At 70.3% G+C, this 21,253-nt stretch carries 17 protein-coding genes and 1 pseudogene; 13 read left to right on the top strand and 5 right to left on the bottom strand.

Annotated elements, in window-relative coordinates; all coding sequences use genetic code 11:
• Nucleotides 1-134 precede the first annotated feature (134 nt).
• Together AB0C20_RS26030 and AB0C20_RS26035 are read right to left on the bottom strand one after the other, a co-directional pair.
• Nucleotides 135-2,018 carry a HAMP domain-containing sensor histidine kinase gene (locus tag AB0C20_RS26030; RefSeq protein WP_357568926.1) on the bottom strand — a complete coding sequence of 628 codons (1,884 nt, stop codon included), beginning with the start codon at nt 2,016-2,018 and terminating at the stop codon, nt 135-137.
• The gene (locus tag AB0C20_RS26035; RefSeq protein ID WP_357191830.1) at nt 2,008-2,703 is read right to left on the bottom strand and encodes a response regulator transcription factor; all 696 of its coding nucleotides are present in this window, start codon (nt 2,701-2,703) and stop codon (nt 2,008-2,010) included. The genes AB0C20_RS26030 and AB0C20_RS26035 overlap by 11 nt, the downstream gene beginning before the upstream one ends.
• Nucleotides 2,704-2,816: 113 nt before the next feature.
• Between AB0C20_RS26035 and AB0C20_RS26040 the strand changes: the two genes are divergently transcribed.
• The 4 genes from AB0C20_RS26040 to AB0C20_RS26055 are packed head-to-tail and all read left to right on the top strand — an operon-like array spanning nt 2,817 to nt 6,427.
• On the top strand, nt 2,817-3,431 hold the full coding sequence (locus AB0C20_RS26040) for a hypothetical protein (protein ID WP_357191827.1): 615 nt from the start codon (nt 2,817-2,819) through the stop codon (nt 3,429-3,431).
• Nucleotides 3,418-4,551 carry an efflux RND transporter periplasmic adaptor subunit gene (locus tag AB0C20_RS26045; RefSeq protein WP_357191824.1) on the top strand — a complete coding sequence of 378 codons (1,134 nt, stop codon included), beginning with the start codon at nt 3,418-3,420 and terminating at the stop codon, nt 4,549-4,551. Before AB0C20_RS26040 ends, AB0C20_RS26045 begins: the two co-directional genes overlap by 14 nt.
• Entirely contained in the window at nt 4,551-5,240 is a 690-nt protein-coding gene (locus tag AB0C20_RS26050) for an ABC transporter ATP-binding protein (RefSeq protein WP_357191836.1), read from the top strand. The genes AB0C20_RS26045 and AB0C20_RS26050 overlap by 1 nt, the downstream gene beginning before the upstream one ends.
• Nucleotides 5,237-6,427 (top strand): ABC transporter permease, encoded by a 1,191-nt coding sequence (locus AB0C20_RS26055; protein WP_357191821.1) that lies wholly within the window; start codon nt 5,237-5,239, stop codon nt 6,425-6,427. Before AB0C20_RS26050 ends, AB0C20_RS26055 begins: the two co-directional genes overlap by 4 nt.
• Nucleotides 6,428-6,522: 95 nt before the next feature.
• On the opposite strand, the gene AB0C20_RS26060 is transcribed toward AB0C20_RS26055, so the two are convergent.
• Nucleotides 6,523-7,374, bottom strand: coding sequence for a YhjD/YihY/BrkB family envelope integrity protein (locus tag AB0C20_RS26060; protein ID WP_357191819.1), 852 nt, complete (start codon nt 7,372-7,374; stop codon nt 6,523-6,525).
• A 51-nt stretch (nt 7,375-7,425) separates the two neighbouring features.
• On the opposite strand from AB0C20_RS26060, the gene AB0C20_RS26065 reads away from it, so the two are divergent.
• The 7 genes from AB0C20_RS26065 (at nt 7,426) to ispG (ending at nt 17,671) form a co-directional block, all read left to right on the top strand.
• The gene (locus AB0C20_RS26065; protein WP_357568927.1) at nt 7,426-7,977 is read left to right on the top strand and encodes a GNAT family N-acetyltransferase; all 552 of its coding nucleotides are present in this window, start codon (nt 7,426-7,428) and stop codon (nt 7,975-7,977) included.
• A gap of 449 nt (nt 7,978-8,426) precedes the next feature.
• Entirely contained in the window at nt 8,427-12,398 is a 3,972-nt protein-coding gene (locus tag AB0C20_RS26070; RefSeq protein WP_357568928.1) for a CARDB domain-containing protein, read from the top strand.
• A 357-nt stretch (nt 12,399-12,755) separates the two neighbouring features.
• Complete coding sequence (locus tag AB0C20_RS26075; protein WP_357191810.1) at nt 12,756-13,208, top strand: hypothetical protein; 453 nt, start codon at nt 12,756-12,758, stop codon at nt 13,206-13,208.
• A gap of 128 nt (nt 13,209-13,336) precedes the next feature.
• Nucleotides 13,337-13,984: a Uma2 family endonuclease gene (locus AB0C20_RS26080; protein ID WP_357568929.1), complete on the top strand. Its 648-nt coding sequence runs from the start codon at nt 13,337-13,339 to the stop codon at nt 13,982-13,984.
• A gap of 43 nt (nt 13,985-14,027) precedes the next feature.
• Nucleotides 14,028-15,239 carry a 1-deoxy-D-xylulose-5-phosphate reductoisomerase gene (gene dxr, locus AB0C20_RS26085; protein WP_357568930.1) on the top strand — a complete coding sequence of 404 codons (1,212 nt, stop codon included), beginning with the start codon at nt 14,028-14,030 and terminating at the stop codon, nt 15,237-15,239.
• On the top strand, nt 15,239-16,489 hold the full coding sequence (locus AB0C20_RS26090) for a site-2 protease family protein (RefSeq protein WP_357191803.1): 1,251 nt from the start codon (nt 15,239-15,241) through the stop codon (nt 16,487-16,489). Before dxr ends, AB0C20_RS26090 begins: the two co-directional genes overlap by 1 nt.
• 9 nt (nt 16,490-16,498) lie before the next feature.
• Nucleotides 16,499-17,671 carry a flavodoxin-dependent (E)-4-hydroxy-3-methylbut-2-enyl-diphosphate synthase gene (gene ispG / locus AB0C20_RS26095; RefSeq protein WP_210787026.1) on the top strand — a complete coding sequence of 391 codons (1,173 nt, stop codon included), beginning with the start codon at nt 16,499-16,501 and terminating at the stop codon, nt 17,669-17,671.
• A 128-nt stretch (nt 17,672-17,799) separates the two neighbouring features.
• Here the strand turns inward: ispG and AB0C20_RS26100 are convergent, their stop codons facing one another.
• Nucleotides 17,800-18,393, bottom strand: coding sequence for a PadR family transcriptional regulator (locus AB0C20_RS26100; protein ID WP_357568931.1), 594 nt, complete (start codon nt 18,391-18,393; stop codon nt 17,800-17,802).
• Nucleotides 18,394-18,505: 112 nt separating this feature from the next.
• On the opposite strand from AB0C20_RS26100, the gene AB0C20_RS26105 reads away from it, so the two are divergent.
• Nucleotides 18,506-19,846, top strand: coding sequence for an MFS transporter (locus AB0C20_RS26105; protein ID WP_357191798.1), 1,341 nt, complete (start codon nt 18,506-18,508; stop codon nt 19,844-19,846).
• Nucleotides 19,776-20,615 (top strand): GNAT family N-acetyltransferase, encoded by an 840-nt coding sequence (locus AB0C20_RS26110; RefSeq protein ID WP_357191796.1) that lies wholly within the window; start codon nt 19,776-19,778, stop codon nt 20,613-20,615. Before AB0C20_RS26105 ends, AB0C20_RS26110 begins: the two co-directional genes overlap by 71 nt.
• Before the next feature lie 376 nt (nt 20,616-20,991).
• Here AB0C20_RS26110 and AB0C20_RS26115 read toward each other — a convergent pair.
• Nucleotides 20,992-21,253 (bottom strand): annotated as a pseudogene (locus AB0C20_RS26115) (hypothetical protein); the annotation flags it as partial.

Genomic DNA, 21,253 nt, shown 5'->3' on the forward strand with positions numbered 1-21,253 from the left:
CGTCAAATCCGGCCATGTGCAATTGGGCCCGCACCTGCGTTTCGTCTTCACCGATTACCAGGAAGGGATTGGCCGAGAAGAACTCGTAGTAGCATGCGTCACCAGCAGGCCGTCGAATGACGCAAACCTCTTGATCACCAAGGTGGGGTGGGGGTGGGGGCAGCGGTGCAGGTTGGGGTTGGGGAGGGGGGTAGGTGGAGGGTGAAGGTGGAGCCTTGAGTGGGGGTGCTGGTGGCGCTGACAGTGCCGCCGTGGGCCTCGGTGAGCTTGCGCACGATGGCGAGACCCAGGCCGCTGCCGCCGGTCTGTCGGCTCCGGGACTTCTCGGCCCGCCAGAAGCGGTCGAAGACCCGGGGCAGGTCCTCGGCGCTGATACCGCTTCCGGTGTCGGTCACCGCGACGACGACCCCGGTGTGGGTCGCGCTGGCGCTGATCGTCACGCGCCCGCCCGACGGGGTGTGCCGTACCGCGTTGGCGACCAGGTTGCCGACGGCCTGGCGGAGTCGCACCGGGTCGGCGTCCACCTGCGGGTCGGCCTCGGTGCGTACCGTGATGGTGACCCCGACCCGGTCGGCCTGGGCCCGGTGCGCCTCCGCGACCTGGGCGAGCAGGTCGGTGAGGTAGACCTCTTCACGGTGCAGCCGCAGCGCGCCCGCGTCGGCCTCGGCCAGGTCCTGCAGGTCGGTGATCACGTGCTGGAGCAGTGTCGCCTCCTCCAGTAGTGAGGAGAGCAGCCGGCGGTCGGGGGCCGCGACGCCGTCCTCGACCGCTTCGAGCCAGCCCCGGATGTTGCTCACCGGCGTACGCATCTCGTGGGCGATGTCGCTGACCATGGCCCGGCGTAGCTGTTCCAGCCGTTCCCGGCGTTCGGCCATGTCGTTGAAGGCCTCGGCCAGTCGGGCGATCTCGTCGCGGCCGGTCACCCGGACCCGGGCGGCGCCGTCGCCGTCGCGCATCCGCTGGGCGGCCCCGGTCAGCGCGTGTAGCGGACGGGTCAGCCGGATGCCGGCGAGGACCGTGAAGCCGATCGTCACCAGCAGGACGAGACCGGCGACAGCGACGATGCGGGTCTGGTTGGCGGGGGAGAGGTCGAAGGTGGTCGACTGGCGACCGCCCGGGTCGGTGACGAAGAGGGTCGCGGCCGGAGCGACGTACGGGAGGAGTTGTTCGCGTCGACTGGTGCCGACGCAGGCGCTGACCGCCCGGTTGTGCTCCTGGTCGACGCCGGCCGCGCTGCGGGAGTCGGGTGCGCTGGCCGCCGGCTGCCTCGTCCAGGTCCAGTTCAGGTCCACCTGTACGGCGGGCAGGCGCCGCCGCGCCAGGCAGGTGTTCACCAGGGCGTTGAGCTGGGCGAGTGCCTTGCCCTCGGTGGGCGTACGGATCGCGAGGTCCTCTCTCAACTGGCCGCAGACGGCATTGTCGGCGAGGTCGGTGCCCGGGGTGTCGATCCGAGGGCGGCCGGTGGGGCCGTCCACGACGGCGGCGTCGATCTGCGCCCGCAGCCGCAGACACTGGACCGCCTCGGCCGCCTTGTCGCGTAGCGCGGCGCGCTCCTCGGGCGGGAGCAGGTACGGCCCGGTGGTGCGCGGGTCGATGCGGCTGGTGCCGCCGTCGCCGCTGCCCGGCTGTGTGGTGCCGGGCATCAGGGCGGTGTCGACGGCGAGCGCGTCGACTGTCGCGGACGACGTCGTCGGCAACGGGCCCGCGCCGGGGGCCGAGTCCGCGATCGGCGTACCGGTGTCGGTGGTCAGGGTGATCCGTCGGCCGACGTCCTGGGCGAGCGGCCGAACTGCCGCGTCGACCCCGTCCCAGTTGGGGTGGGTCGCCGCGTACGCGAGCACTGTGTCGTAGATGCGCGCGTCGTCGGCGAGCGCCTGCCCCTGCTCCTGCCGGATCGCCCCGGTGGTGGTGCGGACAGCCAGCCACGCGGTCGCCGCGATCGACCCGATGGCGATGAGGACGGCCAGCGCCAGCAATCGGAGCAGCAGGCTGCGGCGCAGCGGGACCTCACCCGACACGGGGTGACTCTTCGACCAACTTGTATCCGATGCCGTACACGGTCACCAACCGGGCCGGCTTGCGCGGGTTCGGCTCGATCTTCCGGCGGAGGTTCATCACGTGCACGTCGACGGTCCGGTTGGTGATGTACCTGTCGAACCCGTGCAGGTAGCCCAGGAGCTGATCCCGGGTGAACGCCCGGGCGGGCTGGGCGGCCATCGCCTGGAGCAGTTGGAACTCACCAGGTGTGCAGTCGACGAGGTGTCCGTCGCTGCGTACCTCGTGGCGCACCGGGTCGACGTGCACCGCGCCGACCCGCAGCACCGGGTCCGCCTGCGTCCGTTGGCCCCGGCGCAGCAGGCTGCGGGCCCGCGCGACCAGTTCGCGCGGGCTGTACGGCTTCGTCATGTAGTCGTCGGCGCCCAGGTCGAGGCCGAGCAGCAGGTCGTCCTCGGTCGAGCGGGCGGTCAGCATGAGCACCGGCAGGTCGGACTCCCGGCGCAGGATGCGACAGACGTCCAGACCGTCGACCTTCGGCATCATCACGTCGAGGACCAGCAGCGCCGGGGGCCGCTGACGGATCTGCTCCAGGGCGGCCCGCCCGTCGGCCACCACGACCACCTCGTGCCCCTCGCGTTCCAGATACCGGCGCGCCAACTCCGCCTGCTTCTGGTCGTCCTCGGCCACCAGCACGTACGCACACACGGCAGCGACTGTACGTGGCCCCGACCGGTTCCAGCACGGTCGCTGAGCTGCGGCTATCGGATGACGACCGGTTCCTTACAGGTCTCTGACACCCGGGCGTGAGGCTGCACGCCATGACCAACTCAACTCATCGGGTCGCCGCCGGGCTCGCCGCGGTCACACTGCTCGCCGTCGCCCTCACCGGGTGCGGCGGTGGTGCGTCCAGCGCCGACAAGGGCGCCGCCAGCGGTGACGTCGCGTCACTCGTCACCCCGTCTGCCCCGGCGAGCGCCACCCCCGCCGGTGGTGCCGCCAACGGTCGGCCGCAGCTCCGCTTGGACATGACCGACCAGGAGGAGGAGCGGCTCTGGGGGGCGTACAACATCTGCCTGCATGACAACGGCGTGAAGCTGAACGACGGCCGGTCACAACCCGGCCCGGTGGGGGACGGTACGGGCCTGTCCCTCGACCAGAGCGGGGAGCCTAAGGCGGCGTACGTGGCGTGCGCGAACAAGCTGCCGCTCCAGCCGCCGGAGCTGGACCCGGAGAAGAACCCGAACTACGTGAGCCAGTGGAACGACTACGTCCAGTGCCTCCGTGGACGCGGCATGAAGATCCACTCGCTGCCGGACGGCTCCGGCTGGACCTACGACGACGGGGTCGCCGACCCGGCAGGCGGCCTTGAGGGTCCCGCCCTCGCCACTGCCGAGAGGGAATGCACGATGGAGATCTTCGGTGCCAAGAAGTAACCCGACCGACGATCCTGGTCGGCGGACGACCCGTCGGAAGGCGATCGTGGTGGCGGTGGTGACCCTGGTGGTCGCCGTCGGTGCCGGCGTCGGCGTGCTGGCTCTGCGGCGTCACCCCGGCGGTGACGCCGCGAGCGCCCCACCGCCGGTGACGACGACGACTGTCACCCGGGCCGACCTGTCGGACAGCCGCTCGCTCAACGGCACGCTCGGCTTCGGCCCGGAGCGGGTGGTGAAGGGTGCCGGGGAGGGCATCGTCACCCGGCTGCCGAAGGTGGGCGACACGGTGGCCCGGGGCAAGCCGCTCTACTGGGTGAACGACCGACCGGTGCCGGTGCTGTTCGGCGGGACGCCGCTCTTCCGCACGCTCGACAAGCCAGGTCTGGTGGGCAGCGACGTACGGATCGTGTCGGACAACCTGAAGGCGCTGGGCTACCACACCGGTTCGCAACCGTCCCGGGGCACCGACGGCACGAGGATCGGCACGGGTCAGGCAGTGCTCACCGCAAGCCTCGTCGGTGCGATCAAGAAGTGGCAGCAGGCGGTCGGCCTGGACTCCACCGGCACGATCGGGGTCGGGCAGGTCGCCGTGCTGACCGGACCGGCCCGGGTGAGCGCGGTGAAGGCGCTGCCCGGTGACCCGGTCGCCGGTGAGCTGCTGGCCATCACCGAGAAGGTCAAGCTGATCACCGTGCCGGTAGGGGCCACCGAGGTCGGCGCCATCACTGTGGGCGCCGCCGTGGTCGTCGCCCTGCCGGACAGCTCCGAGATCCCGGCGACTGTCGCCTCGATCTCGCAGACGGTGCGCGGCGGTGGGTCGGACGGCGGCACCGGGCAGGGCAGCCCGCCGACGGTGGACGTCCTCGTCGCACCGAGCCGGGCGGCGGACGTGGCCAAGCTGGACGCGGCCACTGTGCAGGTCCGCTTCACCACCGCCGTCCACAAGGGCGTGCTCGCGGTGCCGGTCGGCGCGCTGGTGGCGCTCCGCGAGGGCGGGCATGCGCTGCAACTGCCCGACGGTGGGCTGGTGGCAGTGGAGACCGGGATGTTCGCCCGGGGCCTTGTCGAGGTCCGCGGCACCGGTGTGACCGTGGGCCTCGATGTGGTGACGGCATCGTGATCGCCGAACCGGTGCTGAACGTCGAGGGGGTCAGTAGGACGTACCCCGGCGGGGTGACAGCACTGGACGACGTCTCACTGACAGTGCGCGCTGGCGAGATGCTCGCCATCGTCGGGCCGTCCGGGTCCGGCAAGTCCACGCTGCTGAACATCATGGGCACCCTCGACCTGCCGACCAGCGGCCGGGTACGCGTCGCCGGGCAGGAGGTCACCGCGCTGTCCGACCGTCGGCTCTCCGCGCTGCGGGGCCGCTGGCTCGGTTTCGTCTTCCAGCAGTTCCACCTCACCGACGGGCTGGATGCCGCCGAGAACGTCGCCACCGGCCTGCTGTACGCCGGGGTGCCCCGCCGTCGCCGTCGCCGCACCGCTATCGAGGCGCTGGCCCGGGTCGGCCTGGCGCACCGTGTCGACCACCTGCCGCAGCAGCTCTCCGGCGGGGAGCGGCAGCGGGTGGCGATAGCTCGGGCGCTCGTCAACGAGCCCGCGCTGGTGCTGGCCGACGAGCCGACCGGCGCTCTCGACACTGTCAACGGGGAGGCGGTTCTCGCCCTGCTCACAGACCTCAACGCGGAGGGCACCACCATCGCCGTGATCACCCACGACCGCGATCTCGCCGCCCGTACGCCTCGACAGGTGGAGATCCGCGATGGCCGGATCGTCGCCGACACCGTCACCGGGGGCGGGGCATGAGCGCGACACGGCTCGCCCCGACCGACGTACTCCGGCTCGGTCTGCTCGGCCTGACCACCCGCCGGATGCGGGCCGTCCTCTCCGCCCTGGGCATCTCCATCGGCATCGCCACGTTGGTCGTCGTGGTGGGCATCCCCGCGTCCAGCCAGCGCGACCTGATGGACCAGCTTTCCGCCCTCGGCACCAACCTGCTGCGGGCCGAGCCCGTGCCGGATCAGAACCCGCCCGTCCTCCTGCCCGAGGACGCCGCGGCCATGGCGTCGCGGGTCGGGCCGGTCCACACGGCGAGCGCTGTCGCGAACACCCACACCGCAGTACGCCGCAACGACCTGCTGGACCGGTACGACACGTCCGGGCTCACAGTGCTCGCGTCCCGGCCGGACCTGTTGGGGACTGTCAACGGCAGGATCCGCAGCGGGCGGGCCCTCGACGCCGGCTCGGCCGGACTGCCGACAGCCGTCCTCGGCTACGTCGCGGCGAGTCGGCTCGGCTTCGCCACTGTGGACCCCCGGCAACCACCCCAGGTGTTCATCGGCGAGCGCTGGTTCACGGTGATCGGCATCCTGGACCCGTTGCCGCTCTCCCCGGATCTCGACCGCTCGGTGCTGGTCGGGTGGGACGCCGCCAAGGCCATGCTCGGCTTCGACGGTCACCCCACTGTCGTCTACCTGCGGGCCAGGGAGGACGCGTTGGAGGACGTCCGTGCCGTACTGCCGGCCACCCTCAACCCGCAGTTGCCCGGGCTGGTCCAGGTCAGCCGCCCCTCCGACGCGCTCGCCGCGAAACGGGCCACCGAGGACAGCTTCTCCGCGCTGTTCCTCGGCTTGGCGGCTGTCGCCCTGCTGGTCGGCGGGATCGGCGTCGCCAACACGATGGTCATCTCGGTGCTGGAACGCCGTCGGGAGATTGGCCTGCGCCGGGCGCTCGGCGCGAACCGCGGCCAGATCAGGGTCCAGTTCCTCACCGAGTCGGTGCTGCTCAGCGTGCTCGGTGGCGCTGCCGGGGCCGCACTAGGGGTGCTCGCCACTGTCGGCTACGCCAGCTACCAGGGCTGGCCGCCCACCATCCCACTGACCGCGGTGGTAGGCGGAATAGCCGGCGCCCTGCTCGTCGGTGTGATCGCCGGCGTCTACCCGTCAATCCGAGCCGCCCGCCTAACCCCCACCGAAGCCCTGAACACCCCCTAACCCCACCCCCGCCGACCCCCACCCCACCCCACGGCCCGCGGTGATCATGAAGTTGTTGCCAGGACACGCCGACGAGAGTGGCAACAACTTCATGATCAACTGGGCTCGGGGGTGGGGGTGCGGGTGCGGGTGGTGCGCCAGTTGGAGAGGGCCAGGGTGGCGGAGTAGCCGGCCAGGACGATCACGTGGAACAGGTAGAGCCAGAGGAGGACGGCCACGCCGGCGCCGATGTCGTCGAAGCCGCCGAAGGGCACGCCCAGGTCCAGCGGGAGCGAGGCGAAGAGCACGAAGCCGTGCAGGAAACCGGAGAGGTTCGCTGCGGTGAACGACCCGACCCCGAGGGTGGAGAGCCAGTCCGGTGAGGCCGGCCCGACGACCCGGAACACCCACACCAGCACCGGCGTGAGCACCAGCCAGACCGCCAGGAACGACAGCACCACGCCGAGCACACCGAGCCAACCGCCCTGGCGTACGAGACGAGTGGTGAGCGGGAGCGCCAGCAGGATCGACAGCAGCAGCGCGGGGGCCGGCGCGAGCAGTGGCAGCAGCAGGAGTCGGCCCCGCCAGCCGACCAGGTGCTCGTCGGAGCGGGGCGCGGCCACCGAGACGAACGCCCGGCGCAGGCCCTCGCCGTACAGCGAGGCGGGCAGCAGGGAGGCCAGCGCCAGCAGCGGGGTCAGCCCCACCCCGGCGTCGACGAGCGCCTCCACCGCCCGGGGCGCGCCGATCGCTGTGGGCAGGGCCTCCACGGCGTACGAGGTGAGCCGGCGTACCCGGTCGGCCCCGGCCACCAGTGCGGTGAGCCAGATCGCCAGCAGGGCGACCGGCACCACGGCGATCGCCCCGTAGAAGGTGATCGCGGCGGCGTGCAGCGACAGGTCCCGTCCGCGCACCGGACGGAACGCGGCACTCGTGATCCGTTTCGCGCGCTGCCATCCGTTGCCCATCGGGTCCTCCTTCCCTGTCGTCGCGGCCGTCACTCCTTAAGATCGCCGGTCATGACTGTTCTCACCACCGAACGCCTGATCCTGCGTGATTGGACCGACGATCCGGCCGATCTGGCGCGGATCTACGACATCTACTCGCGTCCCGAGGTGAGCCGATACCTGGGCGTGGCGTCGGGTCTGCCGATGACCACCCCGGCCCAGGCCGTCGAGCGGCTGCGGGTCTGGCAGGAGCGGCACGCCGCCGACGGAGGCCGGTACGGCACCTGGGCGATCGAGGTACGCGAGACGGGTCAGGTGGTGGGCACCCTGTTGCTCAAGCCGCTTCCGGGGCGCGACGAGTCGCGCCGGACCGACGACATCGAGGTGGGCTGGCACCTGCACCCGGACGCGTGGGGTCACGGCTACGCCACCGAGGCGGCCCGCGCGGCGGTGGCCCGGGAGTTCGCCGCTGGTACCCGGGAGATCTATGCGGTCGTGTCGCCGAGCAACGAGCCGTCGATGGCTGTCGCTCGGAGGCTGGGCATGACCCATGTCGGTCAGCGCACCGACTGGTACGGCGGGGAGTCGCTGGAGACCTTCGTGTTGACGGCACCAGATGCCTGATCGTTCCGGCACGATCTGACGCAAGATCCGCGCAACTTCGGGGAAGGTGTGGCCTCCAGTAGTCGGGAGGCGGCGCCTTCCCCGATTTCGTGGGCACATCGGCGCGGGCTGCGGCCGTCAGGGCAGACAAGTCCGTCAATAGTCACGGTGGTCGAAGTGTTGACGCTCTCGTAGCACGTCAGTAACCTTTGGGCCAAAGTAACGCAAGATTTTGACAAAGGTATGCACGGTTCTGTGCATGCTCTCGGAAGATTCAACGGGCCTCCTGGGGAGGCCCGTTGATGGTCGTACCCGTCTGGTGTTTCCAGGACGAGCGGCGCCCCCGCGCCGCCCGTGCCATCCCGTCTCTCTCGACACCGGCCCTCTCGCGTCGGCCGGCGCTGCACCGCCGCACCCCCACCCCGTGGTCCAGCCACCGCGGCAACCGTCCCCCGACGACAAGGACAGTGATGAGACGAACGAATCTGTTCAGGATGGTGGCGGCCACGGCCGCCGCCGCGCTGATCGCGACGGCCGGGGCGACAGCCCTCGCGAACCCGGCCGCCGCCGCCCGCCCGGCCGGCCCGGCTGCCGCGTCGAGCACCGGCTTCGCCCCGGCGGCCACCAACCTCGCCCAGGGCCGTCCCACCCAGGAGAGCGGCCACGCCGACGTCTACGACTCGTCGAAGGTCGTCGACGGCAACGTGGGCAGCTACTGGGAGAGCGTCAACAACGCCTTCCCGCAGTGGGTGCAGGTCGACCTCGGCTCGTCGCAGAGCGTCAACCAGGTAGTGCTGAAGCTGCCGACCTCCGGTTGGGGCACCCGGACGCAGACGCTGAGCGTGCGGGGCAGCACCAACGGTTCGTCCTTCACCGACCTGGTCGGGTCGCAGACGTACACCTTCAACCCCGCCAGCGGCAGCACCGCAACCATCAACTTCAGCTCGACCTCCACCCGCTACGTCCGGATCACCATCACCGCCAACAGCGGCTGGCCGGCCGGGCAGCTCTCCGAACTGGAGGTGTACGGCAGCGGCGGCACCACCCCCGACACCACAGCGCCGAGCGTTCCCGGCAACCTCTCGTACACCCAGTCGGGCACCACCATCAGCCTCAACTGGGTCGCGTCGACAGACAACGCGGGCGGCAGCGGCATCGCCGGCTACGACGTCTACCGCAACGGCGCGTTCCTCCAGTCCGTCGGCACCGTGACCACCTTCAACGACACCCAGCCGGCCACGGCGACCGTGTCGTACCACGTGCGGGCCCGCGACGCCGCCGGCAACATCTCCGGCAACAGCAACACGGTGACCCGTACCGGCAGTGGTGACACCACAGCGCCGAGCGTCCCGGGGGCGCTGTCGCACAGCACGTCGGGCAGCACGATCACGCTCAACTGGGGGGCCTCCACCGACTCCGGTGGCAGCGGGCTCGCCGGCTACAACGTCTACCGGGGCGGCAGCCTGATCGCCACGTTGGGCACCGTCCTCACCTACCAGGACACCCAACCGGCGACGGCGACAGTGTCGTACCACGTCCGTGCTCGCGACGGCGCCGGCAACCTCTCCGGCAACAGCAACACCGTCACCCGCACCGGCAGCAACCCGCCGGCCTGCACCAACGTGGCGCAGGGCAAGAGCATGACGGCGAGCGGCTCCACCTTCAGCTTCACCCCGGACAAGGCGAACGACGGGCAGCTCACCACCTACTGGGAGGGTGCGGCGAGCTACCCGCAGAACCTGACAGTGGCGCTGGGTGCGAACCACTCCATCTCCGGTGTCACAGTGAAGCTCAACCCGGACCCGGCCTGGGGCACCCGTACCCAGACCATCCAGGTTCTCGGTCGCGACCAGGCGTCGTCCTCGTACACCAGTCTGGTGTCGGCGGCTGCCTACCAGTTCACCCAGGGCACCAACCTGGTGACCATCCCGGTCAGCGCGACCACCGCTGACGTGCAGTTGCGGTTCACCGGCAACACCGGCGCCCCGTCCGGCCAGGTGGCCGAGCTCGAGGTGTGTGGCACCCCGGCACCCAACCCGGACCTGGTCGTCAACTCGGTGACCTGGTCGCCCACGTCGCCCAGCGAGGTCTCTCCGGTCACCCTCTCGGCAGTGGTGCAGAATATCGGGTCCGCCACCGCCGGTGCGACCACTGTGAACTTCAGCCTGGCCGGTGCTGTCGTCGGCAGCGCCTCGGTGGGCACGCTCGCCGCGGGCGCCTCGACCACAGTGTCGCTCAACGCCGGTACGCGGCCGATGGGCAGCTACGCCGTCTCGGCGGTGGTCGACCCGGCGAACACGATCGTCGAGCAGAACAACGGCAACAACAGCCGCACCGCCGCATCACCGCTGGTGGTGGCGCAGGCCCCCGGCCCCGACCTCCAGGTGCTCAGCATCGCCTCGAACCCGCCGAACCCGGCCGTCGGGGCGTCCGTCACCTTCACCGTGGCTGTTCGCAACCGGGGCACCTCAGCGACCGGCGCGACCACCGTCACCCGGCTGGTGGCGGGCAGCACCACGCTCAACACCAACACCGCCTCGATCGCCGCCGGCGCGACTGTCACAGTGGCCGTCAGCGGTAGCTGGACAGCCACCAGCGGCGGCGCCACCATCACCGCCACCGCCGACGCCACGAACGTGGTCGCCGAGACCAACGAGACGAACAACGCGTTCAGCCAGTCGATAGTTGTCGGTCGTGGGGCCGCCGTCCCGTACGTCTCCTACGAGGCGGAGGCCGGCCGTTACCAGGGCACGCTGCTGGAGGCCGACCCGCTGCGGACCTTCGGGCACACCAACTTCGCCAGCGAGTCCTCGGGTCGCAAGTCGGTGCGACTCACCGGCACCGGCCAGTTCGTCGAGTTCACCTCGGCCAACCAGGCCAACTCCATAGTGGTGCGCAACTCCATCCCGGACGCGCCCGGTGGCGGCGGCATCGAGGCGACCATCAGCCTCTACGTCAACGACGTCTTCTCCCGGAAGTTGACGTTGTCGTCGAAGCACAGCTGGCTCTACGGCAACACCGACGGGCCGGAGGCGCTGACCAACACCCCGCAGGCCGACGCCCGGCGGCTCTTCGACGAGTCGAACGCGCTGTTGGCGCAGTCGTACCCGGCCGGCACCCGGTTCAAGTTGCAGCGCGACTCGGGTGACACCGCCTCCTTCTACGTCATCGACATGATCGATCTGGAGCAGGTGGCGCCGGCGGCGAGCCAGCCGGCCGGTTGCACCTCGATCACCTCGTACGGTGCGGTCCCGAACGACGGGCTCGACGACACCGCCGCCATCCAGCGCGCGGTGACCGACGACCAGAACGGCGTCATCAGCTGCGTCTGGATCCCCGCCGGGCAGTGGCGGCAGGAGCAGAAGATCCTGACCGACGACCCGCTGAACCGGGGCATGCACAACCAGGTCGGCATCAGCAACGTCACGATCCGGGGCGCCGGAATGTGGCACTCACAGCTCTACACGCTGACCGAGCCGCAGAACGTGGTGGGTGGCATCAACCACCCGCACGAGGGCAACTTCGGCTTCGACATCGACAAGAACACCCAGATCTCCGACATCGCCATCTTCGGCTCGGGTCGGATCCGCGGCGGTGACGGCAACGCCGAGGGCGGCGTCGGTCTGAACGGTCGCTTCGGCGCCGGCACGAAGATCAGCAACGTCTGGATCGAGCACGCCAACGTGGGTGCCTGGGTGGGCCGCGACTACGACAACATCCCCGACCTGTGGGGGCCGGCCGACGGGCTGGAGTTCACCGGCATGCGGATCCGCAACACGTACGCCGACGGCATCAACTTCAGCAACGGCACGCGTAACTCGCGGGTGTTCAACTCCTCCTTCCGCACCACCGGTGACGACGCGCTCGCCGTCTGGGCCAACCCGTACGTCAAGGACCGCAACGTCGACATCGCGCACGACAACCACTTCGTCAACAACACCATCCAGCTTCCCTGGCGGGCCAACGGCATCGCCATCTACGGCGGCTACGACAACTCGATCGAGAACAACCTGATCTACGACACCGCCAACTACCCGGGCATCATGCTGGCGACCGACCACGACCCGCTGCCGTTCTCCGGCACGACGCTGATCGCCAACAACGGGCTCTACCGCACCGGTGGCGCCTTCTGGAACGAGGACCAGGAGTTCGGTGCCATCACGATCTTCCCGGCCACCAGGGACATCGTCGGGGTCACGATCCGGGACACCGACATCATCGACTCCACGTACGACGGCATCCAGTTCAAGAACGGTGGCGGCAACATACCGAACCTCGCGATCACCAACGTGCGGATCGACAAGTCCGTCAACGGTGCCGGCATCCTCGCGATGAGCGGCGCGCGCGGCAACGCCAACCTGACCAACGTGACGATCACCAACTCGGCCGACGGCAACATCGTCATCCAGCCGGGCTCGCAGTTCGTCATCAACGGCGGCTGACAGCGACCGGGGGCCGCTGCGGCGGCCCCCGGTCGACAATCGCGCCTGATCACCACGATCTCAGTGACGTTGGGGTGTCCGCACGCTGCGGACACCCCGACGTCCGTGAACCCGAGTCGATCATTGCCGGGTAGTGGCGTTAGTCGGACATCCGACGCCGCCGCCGACGGGCCGAACCGGTCATGACCGCCGAGGATGGCCGTTGACCTGTTGCTACCGGGTGGGCAGCGGACGTCGTGCTGCCCCTTGACGATGACTTTGGGTACGTGACGTGTCTCGCGGCGACCTGTCAATGTGGAAGGTGGATCGGCACCGCGATTCGCGGATGGCTGCCCAGCAGCAGGGTCGGAGGCGAGCATGGACGACGAAACCGGTTCCACCACAAGCCGGCCGCTGCGGGCCCTGCTGCGCTGGTTGGGTGCCGCTGCCGCGATCGCCGGCATCGTGGGCGTGGTGTTCCAGGTGATCGAATGGGCCGGTTCCCGCGCCACACCAGCGGCGGAGACCAGCGCGGGAGCGAGCCCGACAGTGGCCACGCCCACCGCCAAGGCGAACGGCGACGAGCAGTTCGTGCAGGCCGGCCAGTGTGTGCGCAACGTCGGTGGCGCGGCCACAGTGGTGTACGAGATCGCCACGTGTGGTCCCGGGACGTGGCGGGTGCTGGCTCGCGTCGAACAGCCCGTAGTCGGCGAGGCGCAGGCCGATGCGGTGTGCGAGGCCCAGGCGCCCGGCTTCGCCGAATACCACTACTCGAACTGGACAAAACGCTCCGACTATCTCGACGTCGTGTTCTGCGTCGCCCCGGTCTGAACGCCGCCCGAACGCGGGGGCCAGGCCGATATCCCAATCTGTCGCACCGCGTGTGCGCTGCCGCACCGGGCGGGGCGGCGCGACTAGGCTGAGCTGAGCAGGATGGTCCGCTGAGGGGGTGAGCCCGGATGACCCAGGCAGCGTTCGCGCCGGAGCCGGCGCCGCAGCACACCGAGCCGTCGTTCGACGTGCTGCGGTGGCACGACGAACCCTGGACTGCGCAGCTCGCCCTCGACCTGTTGCCGGAGACCAACGGCCCCAAGGTTGAGGTCCTGAGCGGAAGCGTGATCGTGACACCACATGCCGGGTACGACCATCAGGACGCGGAGTTGGGCCTCGCTTATCTCCTCAAGCAGGCGGCCCGTCAGGCGAAGCTGTGGCTTTATCTTGAGACGAACATCGTCTCGGGCCAGGATCTCTTCATCCCGGACATCGTCATTCTCGATGCGCCCGGCGGCGGTCGCACGACGATGGACATCGGGCACGCCGTGCTTCTCGGGGAGATCGTCTCCCCCGGAAACCGACGCAAGGACATCATCGACCGCCCGCGTGAGTACGCCGCCGCACGCGTGCCCTTCTTCCTCCGGGTTGACCTGCGCAATCGGGTGCCGACCATCGCGTTGTACGAGCTGACCGAGGGGGAGTACCGGCCCGTGGCTGCCGCTGCGGCCGGGACGCGCTTCGTCATGCGGGAGCCGTTCGAGTTCTCCATCGATCCGGCCGACCTGCTGGGCGAGGAGGCACTGCCCGAAGCGTCGGCGGAGGGGGAGGGCTGAGGCTCCCGGCGGGTGTGCAGCGAGGGTGGGGAAGAATGGCCGGGTGACTTCCCCCCGCGACCTCGTTCTGCTCGGGTCCACCGGCTCGATCGGCACCCAGGCCATCGACATCGTCCGGCGCAACCCGGACCGGTTCCGGGTGGTCGCCGTGGGCGCTGGCGGCGGCAACGTCGAGCTGCTCGCCGCGCAGGCCCTCGAACTGGGCGTCGAGGCGGTCGGTGTGGCCAAGGCCTCCGCCGCGCAGGATCTGCAACTCGCGTTCTACGCCGAGGCGAGCCGGCGCGGATGGGCCACCGGTGACTTCAAGCTTCCCAAGATCGTGGCCGGGCCGGACGCCATGACCGAGCTGGCCCAGTGGCCGTGCGACATCGTGCTCAACGGGGTGGTCGGCTCGCTGGGCCTCGCTCCTACGCTGGCCGCGCTGCGTGGTGGTCGTACCCTCGCGTTGGCCAACAAGGAGTCGCTCGTTGCCGGCGGCCCGTTGGTCAAGGCCGCTGTGACGCGGCCGGGGCAGATCGTCCCGGTCGACTCGGAGCACTCGGCGCTGGCCCAGTGTCTGCGCTCCGGTTCGCGCGCCGAGGTGCGGCGGCTGATCGTCACGGCCAGCGGTGGCCCTTTCCGGGGTCGGCGGCGCGACGAGTTGACGCAGGTCACACCCGAGCAGGCGCTCGCGCACCCGACCTGGAACATGGGACCGGTCGTCACGATCAACTCAGCCACCATGGTCAACAAGGCGCTTGAGGTGATCGAGGCGCACGAGCTGTTCGACGTGCCCTACGCCGACATCACAGTGATGGTGCACCCGCAGTCGGTGATCCACTCGATGGTCGAGTTCGTCGACGGGTCGACGATCGCCCAGGCCAGCCCACCGGACATGCGGCTGCCGATCGCGCTCGGCATCGGCTGGCCCGACCGGGTGCCCGAGGCGGCCACCGCCGTCGACTGGACGGCCTCGCACACCTGGGAGTTCGCGCCGCTCGACGACGAGGCGTTCCCGGCCGTCGCCCTGGCCAAGGCCGCCGGGGAGACCGGGCGCTGCCGGCCGGCGATCTACAACGCGGCGAACGAGGAGTGTGTGGCCGCGTTCGTGGCGGGCCGACTGCCGTTCCTCGGCATTGTCGACACCCTCGAACGCGTGTTGGAGGAGGCTCCGGACTTCGACGAACCAGGTACCGTCGAGGACGTGCTCGCGGCCGAGTCGTGGGCACGCGCGCACGCGCAGGAGATCATCGCGGGTTCGGTGGAAGGAGCTTGATGTCGTACCTGCTCGGGGTGGTCCTCTTCGCCCTGGCCATTCTCATCTCGGTGAGCCTGCACGAGGCGGGTCACCTGCTGACCGCCAAGGCGTTCGGGATGAAGGTCACGAAGTACTTCGTCGGTTTCGGCCCCACCATCTGGTCGTTCCAGCGGGGTGAGACGGAGTACGGCCTCAAGGGCATCCCCCTCGGCGGCTTCTGCAAGATCGTCGGGATGACGCCGCAGGACGACGACGTCGAGCCGGGCGACGAGTCGCGCGTGATGTGGCGCTACCCGGTCTGGAAGCGGACGATCGTGATGGCCGCCGGGTCGATCACGCACTTCGCGCTCGCCCTGGTCACCATCTGGATCCTCGCCGTCTCCGCCGGCCTGCCCAACCCCGACTTCCCGACCACCGACGCGCAGGCCCGCCAGGAGCCCGCCGTCATCCAGCTCAGCGAGTGCGTGGTTCCGGAGAACGCGGTGCGGGCCTGCACCCCCGCCGACGCGGCCAGCCCGGCCGCCCAGGGGCAACTGCGCAACGGGGACCGGATCACCTCGGTCAACGGCACCTCGATCAACTCCTACGGCGACCTGCTCACCACGCTGCGCGGGCTCAAGCCGGGCGACACCGCGCAGATCGCGTACGTCCGCGACGGGCAGCCGAACACCACCAGCACGGTGCTCGCGCAGACCCAGCGTCCGCCGCTGGACAACCCGACAGGTGCCGCCGCGCCGGTGGCCGCGCTCGGCGTCGGGCTCGTCCCCAGCACCCCGACCCGCGTGACGTACGGCCCGGTCGGCGCCTTCGGCGCCACCGCCGACTTCACCGGTCAACTGGCCGTCGGCACCGCCCAGGCGCTCCAGCGCCTCCCGCAGAAGGTCCCCGCCCTGTGGACCGCCCTCACCGGCGGCGAGCGCGACGTCGACACCCCGATCAGCGTGGTCGGCGCCAGCCGACTCGGCGGCGAGGCGGTGGAGAACAACGCCTGGCTGGTCTTCTTCATGCTCTTCGTGTCGCTGAACTTCTTCATCGGCGTGTTCAACCTGCTGCCGCTGCTCCCAGTGGACGGCGGCCACATCGCCATCGCCTGGTTCGAACGGGCCCGCTCCTGGGTCTACGCGCGGATCGGCCGGGCCGACCCCGGCCGGGTGGACTACCTCAAACTGATGCCCTTCACGTACGTGGTGATCCTGATCGGTGGCGCGTTCACGCTGCTGACCATCGCCGCGGACGTCGTCAACCCCATCACGCTCTTCTCAAGGTGAGTGCCTGAAGTGACAGCTATCAGTCTCGGTATGCCCGCCGTGCCGCCCCCGCCGCTCGCTCCCCGTCGGGCCAGCCGCCAGATCATGGTCGGTTCGGTTCCGGTCGGTGGTGGTGCGCCGGTGTCCGTGCAGTCGATGACCACGACCCTCACCTCCGACATCAACGCGACCCTTCAGCAGATCGCCGAGCTGACCGCGTCCGGCTGCCAGATCGTCCGGGTGGCGGTGCCGTCCCAGGACGACGTCGAGGCGCTGCCCGCGATCGCCAAGAAGTCGCAGATCCCGGTGATCGCCGACATCCACTTCCAGCCCAAGTACGTCTTCGCCGCTATCGACGCCGGCTGCGCGGCGGTCCGGGTCAACCCGGGCAACATCCGGCAGTTCGACGACAAGGTCAAGGAGATCGCCCGTGCCGCGGGGGCGGCGGGGACACCGATTCGGATCGGCGTCAACGCCGGGTCACTGGACAAGCGCCTGCTGAGCAAGTACGGCAAGGCCACCGCCGAAGCACTTGTCGAGTCGGCGCTGTGGGAGTGCTCGCTGTTCGAGGAGCACGGCTTCCGCGACATCAAGATCTCGGTCAAGCACAACGACCCGGTCGTGATGATCCGGGCGTACCGGCAGCTCGCCGAGCAGTGCGACTACCCGCTGCACCTCGGCGTCACCGAGGCCGGGCCGGCGTTCCAGGGCACCATCAAGTCGGCTGTCGCCTTCGGCGCGCTGTTGGCCGAGGGGATCGGCGACACGATCCGGGTCTCGCTGTCCGCTCCGCCGGTCGAGGAGATCAAGGTCGGCAACCAGATCCTGGAGTCCCTCGGTCTGCGCGAGCGGGGCCTGGAGATCGTCTCGTGCCCGTCCTGCGGGCGGGCCCAGGTGGACGTCTACAAGCTCGCCGAGGAGGTCACCGCCGGCCTCGAAGGGCTGCCGGTGCCGCTGCGGGTCGCCGTCATGGGCTGCGTGGTGAACGGTCCGGGCGAGGCCCGGGAAGCCGACCTCGGCGTCGCCTCCGGCAACGGCAAGGGCCAGATCTTCGTCAAGGGGCAGGTCGTCAAGACGGTGCCCGAGGCCCAGATCGTCGAGACCCTGATCGAAGAGGCCCTGCGGATCGCCGACGAGATGGGCGCCGAGCTCCCCGAGGAGCTGCGCGGGCTGGTCACCGGCCCAACCGTCACCGTTCACTGATTTTCCATGTGGAAAAGCGGCCGTTCCCCGTGCGGGGAACGGCCGCTTTTCGTTTGAGCTAATCGTGCGGTTGTGCGCTGTGGTGCTCGTAGCTGTGGTGCGGCCTGGCGGTGTGGTGCGGCCTGGCGTCACTCGGATTCGGCGAGGATCGCGTACAGCTTGCGCCGGGTCTCGTCGAGCACCTGGGCGGCCCGCTCGCGCTGGTCGTCGGTGCCGTTCATCACCACTTGGCGTAGGGCGTTCATCGCCTGCGCGCCGGAGTCACGGATGTCGTGCCAGCTGCTCACAGTGCCCTGGGCGACGTCCGCCCACGGCGGGGTCTGCGCGGCCTCGGTGGCCTCCGCCTGACCGGCCTCGGTGACAGTGAACCGCTTCCGCCCACCACTGGGCTCCTCGGTGCTGGCCACGATCACGCCCTCGTCCTCCAGGAGCTGGAGGGTGGGGTAGATCGAGCCTGGGCTCGGCCGCCACGCACCGCCGGTGCGGGAGTCGATCTCCTGGATCATCTCGTAGCCGTGCATCGGCCGCTCGGTGAGCAGGGCCAACACGGACGCTCGGACGTTGGGGCGTCGGCCCCGACCCCGTCCACGGCCCCGGCCGCCCCAGGGGCCGCCGTGTCCGTGCTCGTGGCCATGGCCGTGCGGACCGGGCGGGACCGGCGGGAAGCCGAACCCCCGCATCCGGACCTCGTGCATCGGGTGGTGCTGTCGGTGGAACCTCATCAGGTTCTTCCTTCCTTAGGACTATCGCTGATGCATCAACGATATATCGGCAATGCATCGTCGACAACCCTCCTTTACCAAACCGTACGTACGTCTTGTTAAAGTGTCGGCCATGCGCCTGCTTCCCCCGCCGGGCCCGGCCCGGGTCCTCACCATCGGCACTCTGGTCAAGACCGTCGGGCGGGGCCTCTGGCTCGTCGCCAGCGCGCTCTTCCTCACCCGGTCGGTCGGCCTGTCGGCCACCGAGGTCGGCATCGGGCTGACCATCTCGGCCCTGGTCGGTGTGGTGGCCAGCGCCCCGAGCGGCTACCTGGCCGACCGCGTCGGCCCACGCGGTGTGCAGGTCGGCGCGCTGTTCGTCGCCGGCACCCTGACCGTCGGCCTGATCGCCGTCCGGTCGTTCCCCACGTTCGTGCTGGTGGGAGCTGCCACCGCGCTCGCCGACGCGGTCGAGCGCGGTGCCCGTGGCGCGCTGATCGCCGGAGCGATCCCAGCCGACCAGCGGGTCCGCACCCGCGCCTACCTGCGAGCCACCACCAACGTCGGTATCTCCGTCGGCGCTGTCCTCGGCGGCTTCGCCATCGCCGCCGACACCCGAACCGGGTACGTCGCGCTGATCCTGGCCTCGGCGGCGACATCACTGGCCGCAGCGGTGGTCTTCCTTCGACTGCCCGCCGTCGCCCCGGTCGCCGCCCCGACGCACGGCCCTCGGCTGGTCGCCCTACGGGACCGCCCGTTCCTCGCCTTCACACTTGTCGACGGGCTGATGTCGATGCACTTCAGCCTGCTCACCATCGCCCTGCCGCTGTGGATCGCCGGCCACACCCGCGCCCCCGCCTGGATGATCTCCGCGTTGACACTGGTCAACACCGTGCTGGTGGTGCTCCTTCAGGTACGCGCCGCGAATACCGCCGCCACACTGCCCGGAGCCGCCCGCGCCGCCCGTCGAGCGGGCGTGGCCATCGCCCTGGCCTGCGTACTCTTCGCCGCCAGCGGCGCGCTGCCCACCGCCGGCGCTGTGGGGCTGCTCGGCCTCGGGGCACTCGCGCACGTCACCGGCGAGCTGTGGCACTCCGCCGCCGGCTGGGGGATCTCCTTCGGGCTGGCGCCGGCGGACGCCCAGGGGCAGTACCAGGGGGCGTACGGCATGGGCTACGAACTGGGCAAGATGCTCGCACCGGTAGTGGTGACCACCCTCGCGCTCGGCTGGGGCGTACCCGGCTGGCTCGTGCTCGGTGCCCTGTTTCTCCTGCTCGGAGCCCTGGTGCCCCCGGTCGTCCGGTGGGCCGGGCGGACCCGGCCGATCAGTGGGCCGGCAGAGCCTGCACCGGCCTCGGCACTCGACCGGCGGAGCGGGGGGTCGATCTGGCAGGCTGATAGTCGTGCTGACGGTGCCGGTACGCCAACTGGGGGAATCGGAGCGCCGCGCGGTCGAGCGACTGCTCGACCATGACCCGTTCGCGGGCGCGCAGGTCGCCGAGCGGATCGCCGCGCGCGGACTCTCGTGGTGGCGGGCCGAGGGCAGAATCCTGGGGTACGGGGCTCGCCGCAACCTCGAGTCACTCTGCTGGCTCGGCGGCAACCTGACCCCGGTGCTGGCCAGTGACGCCGCGGTGGCCGCCTTCGCCGACCTGCTCGCGGGCGAGGAGCGGCTCTGCTCCTCCATCGTCGGCCGGGCCGACGCAGTCCTCGGGCTGTGGGACCGCCTCTCCGACACGTGGGGGCCAGCGCGAGACGTTCGCCCCAATCAGCCGCTGCTGGTCACCGACACGCTGCCACCCGTACCGGCCGATCCGGAGGTACGCCAGGTTCGCTCCGGCGAGGTCGACCGGCTCTTCCCGGCGGCGGTCGCCATGTACACCGAAGAGGTCGGCGTCTCCCCGCTGGCCGAGGACGGCGGACGCAGCTACCGCCGACGGGTCAACGATCTGGTCCGGAGCGGTCGCGCGTACGCCCGCATCATCGACGGCAAGGTCGTGTTCAAGGCCGAGCTGGCAGTGGTCACCAAACGGACGGCGCAGATCCAGGGCGTCTGGGTGGCACCGGAGTGGCGAGGCCGGGGGATCGCCACCGCCGCCATGGCAGCCGTGGTCCGCGACGCGCTGCTGCGGGTCGCACCCACCGTCAGCCTGTACGTCAACGATTTCAACCTCCCGGCCCGCCGCGTCTACGAGCGCTGCGGCTTCCAGCCGATCGGCACCCTGGCCACAGTCCTCTTCTGACCGCTGCGGGTTGGCTCGCGCGGCACGCGGTGGTGCATCCCCGCAGATCTTGGACACTTTCCGTTCGCGCGGGACGGAAACTGTCCAAGATCTCCCGACAGCCACCGACCTCACCGCGCCATCCGCTTCCACCGGCGCGCCATCCGCGCTTCGGGCCGGGCAGGCTGGTGTCGCAGCGTCCGCTCCCGGCGGGCAGGCGGCGTCGCCGCGTCCACTCCCGGCGGGGACCCGGCTTCGCGACGGCCCGCGACCAGTGACCTGGGGTACGGCAATGGAAGTGCCGCTGGCCGGCACCCCGGGTTGCGGGTGCCGGCCAGCGGTCGGTGTCGTGCTGTCTCGCTGGGGTGCGGTGGTGCTGGCGTGCGGGTGGTGCGGGTCAGCTGTTCCAGTGCTGGCCGACCAGGTCAGCGGCCTGCTGCTCCCACTGGGCGTAGGCGTCCGGGTAGGCCGACACCTGCACCGTCTGGGCGGCGTCGGTCAGGGGCATGTCCTGCCACCCGTCGACCTGCTTGAGGCCCTTGAGGAACGCGGTGGTGGAGTAGGCGGGGTCGGTGATCTGCTCCGGGGTGCCCCAACCACTGGACGGGCGCTGCTGGAACAGGCCCAGCGAGTCGTGGTCGTTCATGTCGCCCAGGTGA

Origin of the sequence: Micromonospora sp. NPDC048843 (assembly GCF_040649965.1) — a bacterium.
GTDB classification, from domain to species: domain Bacteria; phylum Actinomycetota; class Actinomycetes; order Mycobacteriales; family Micromonosporaceae; genus Micromonospora; species Micromonospora hortensis.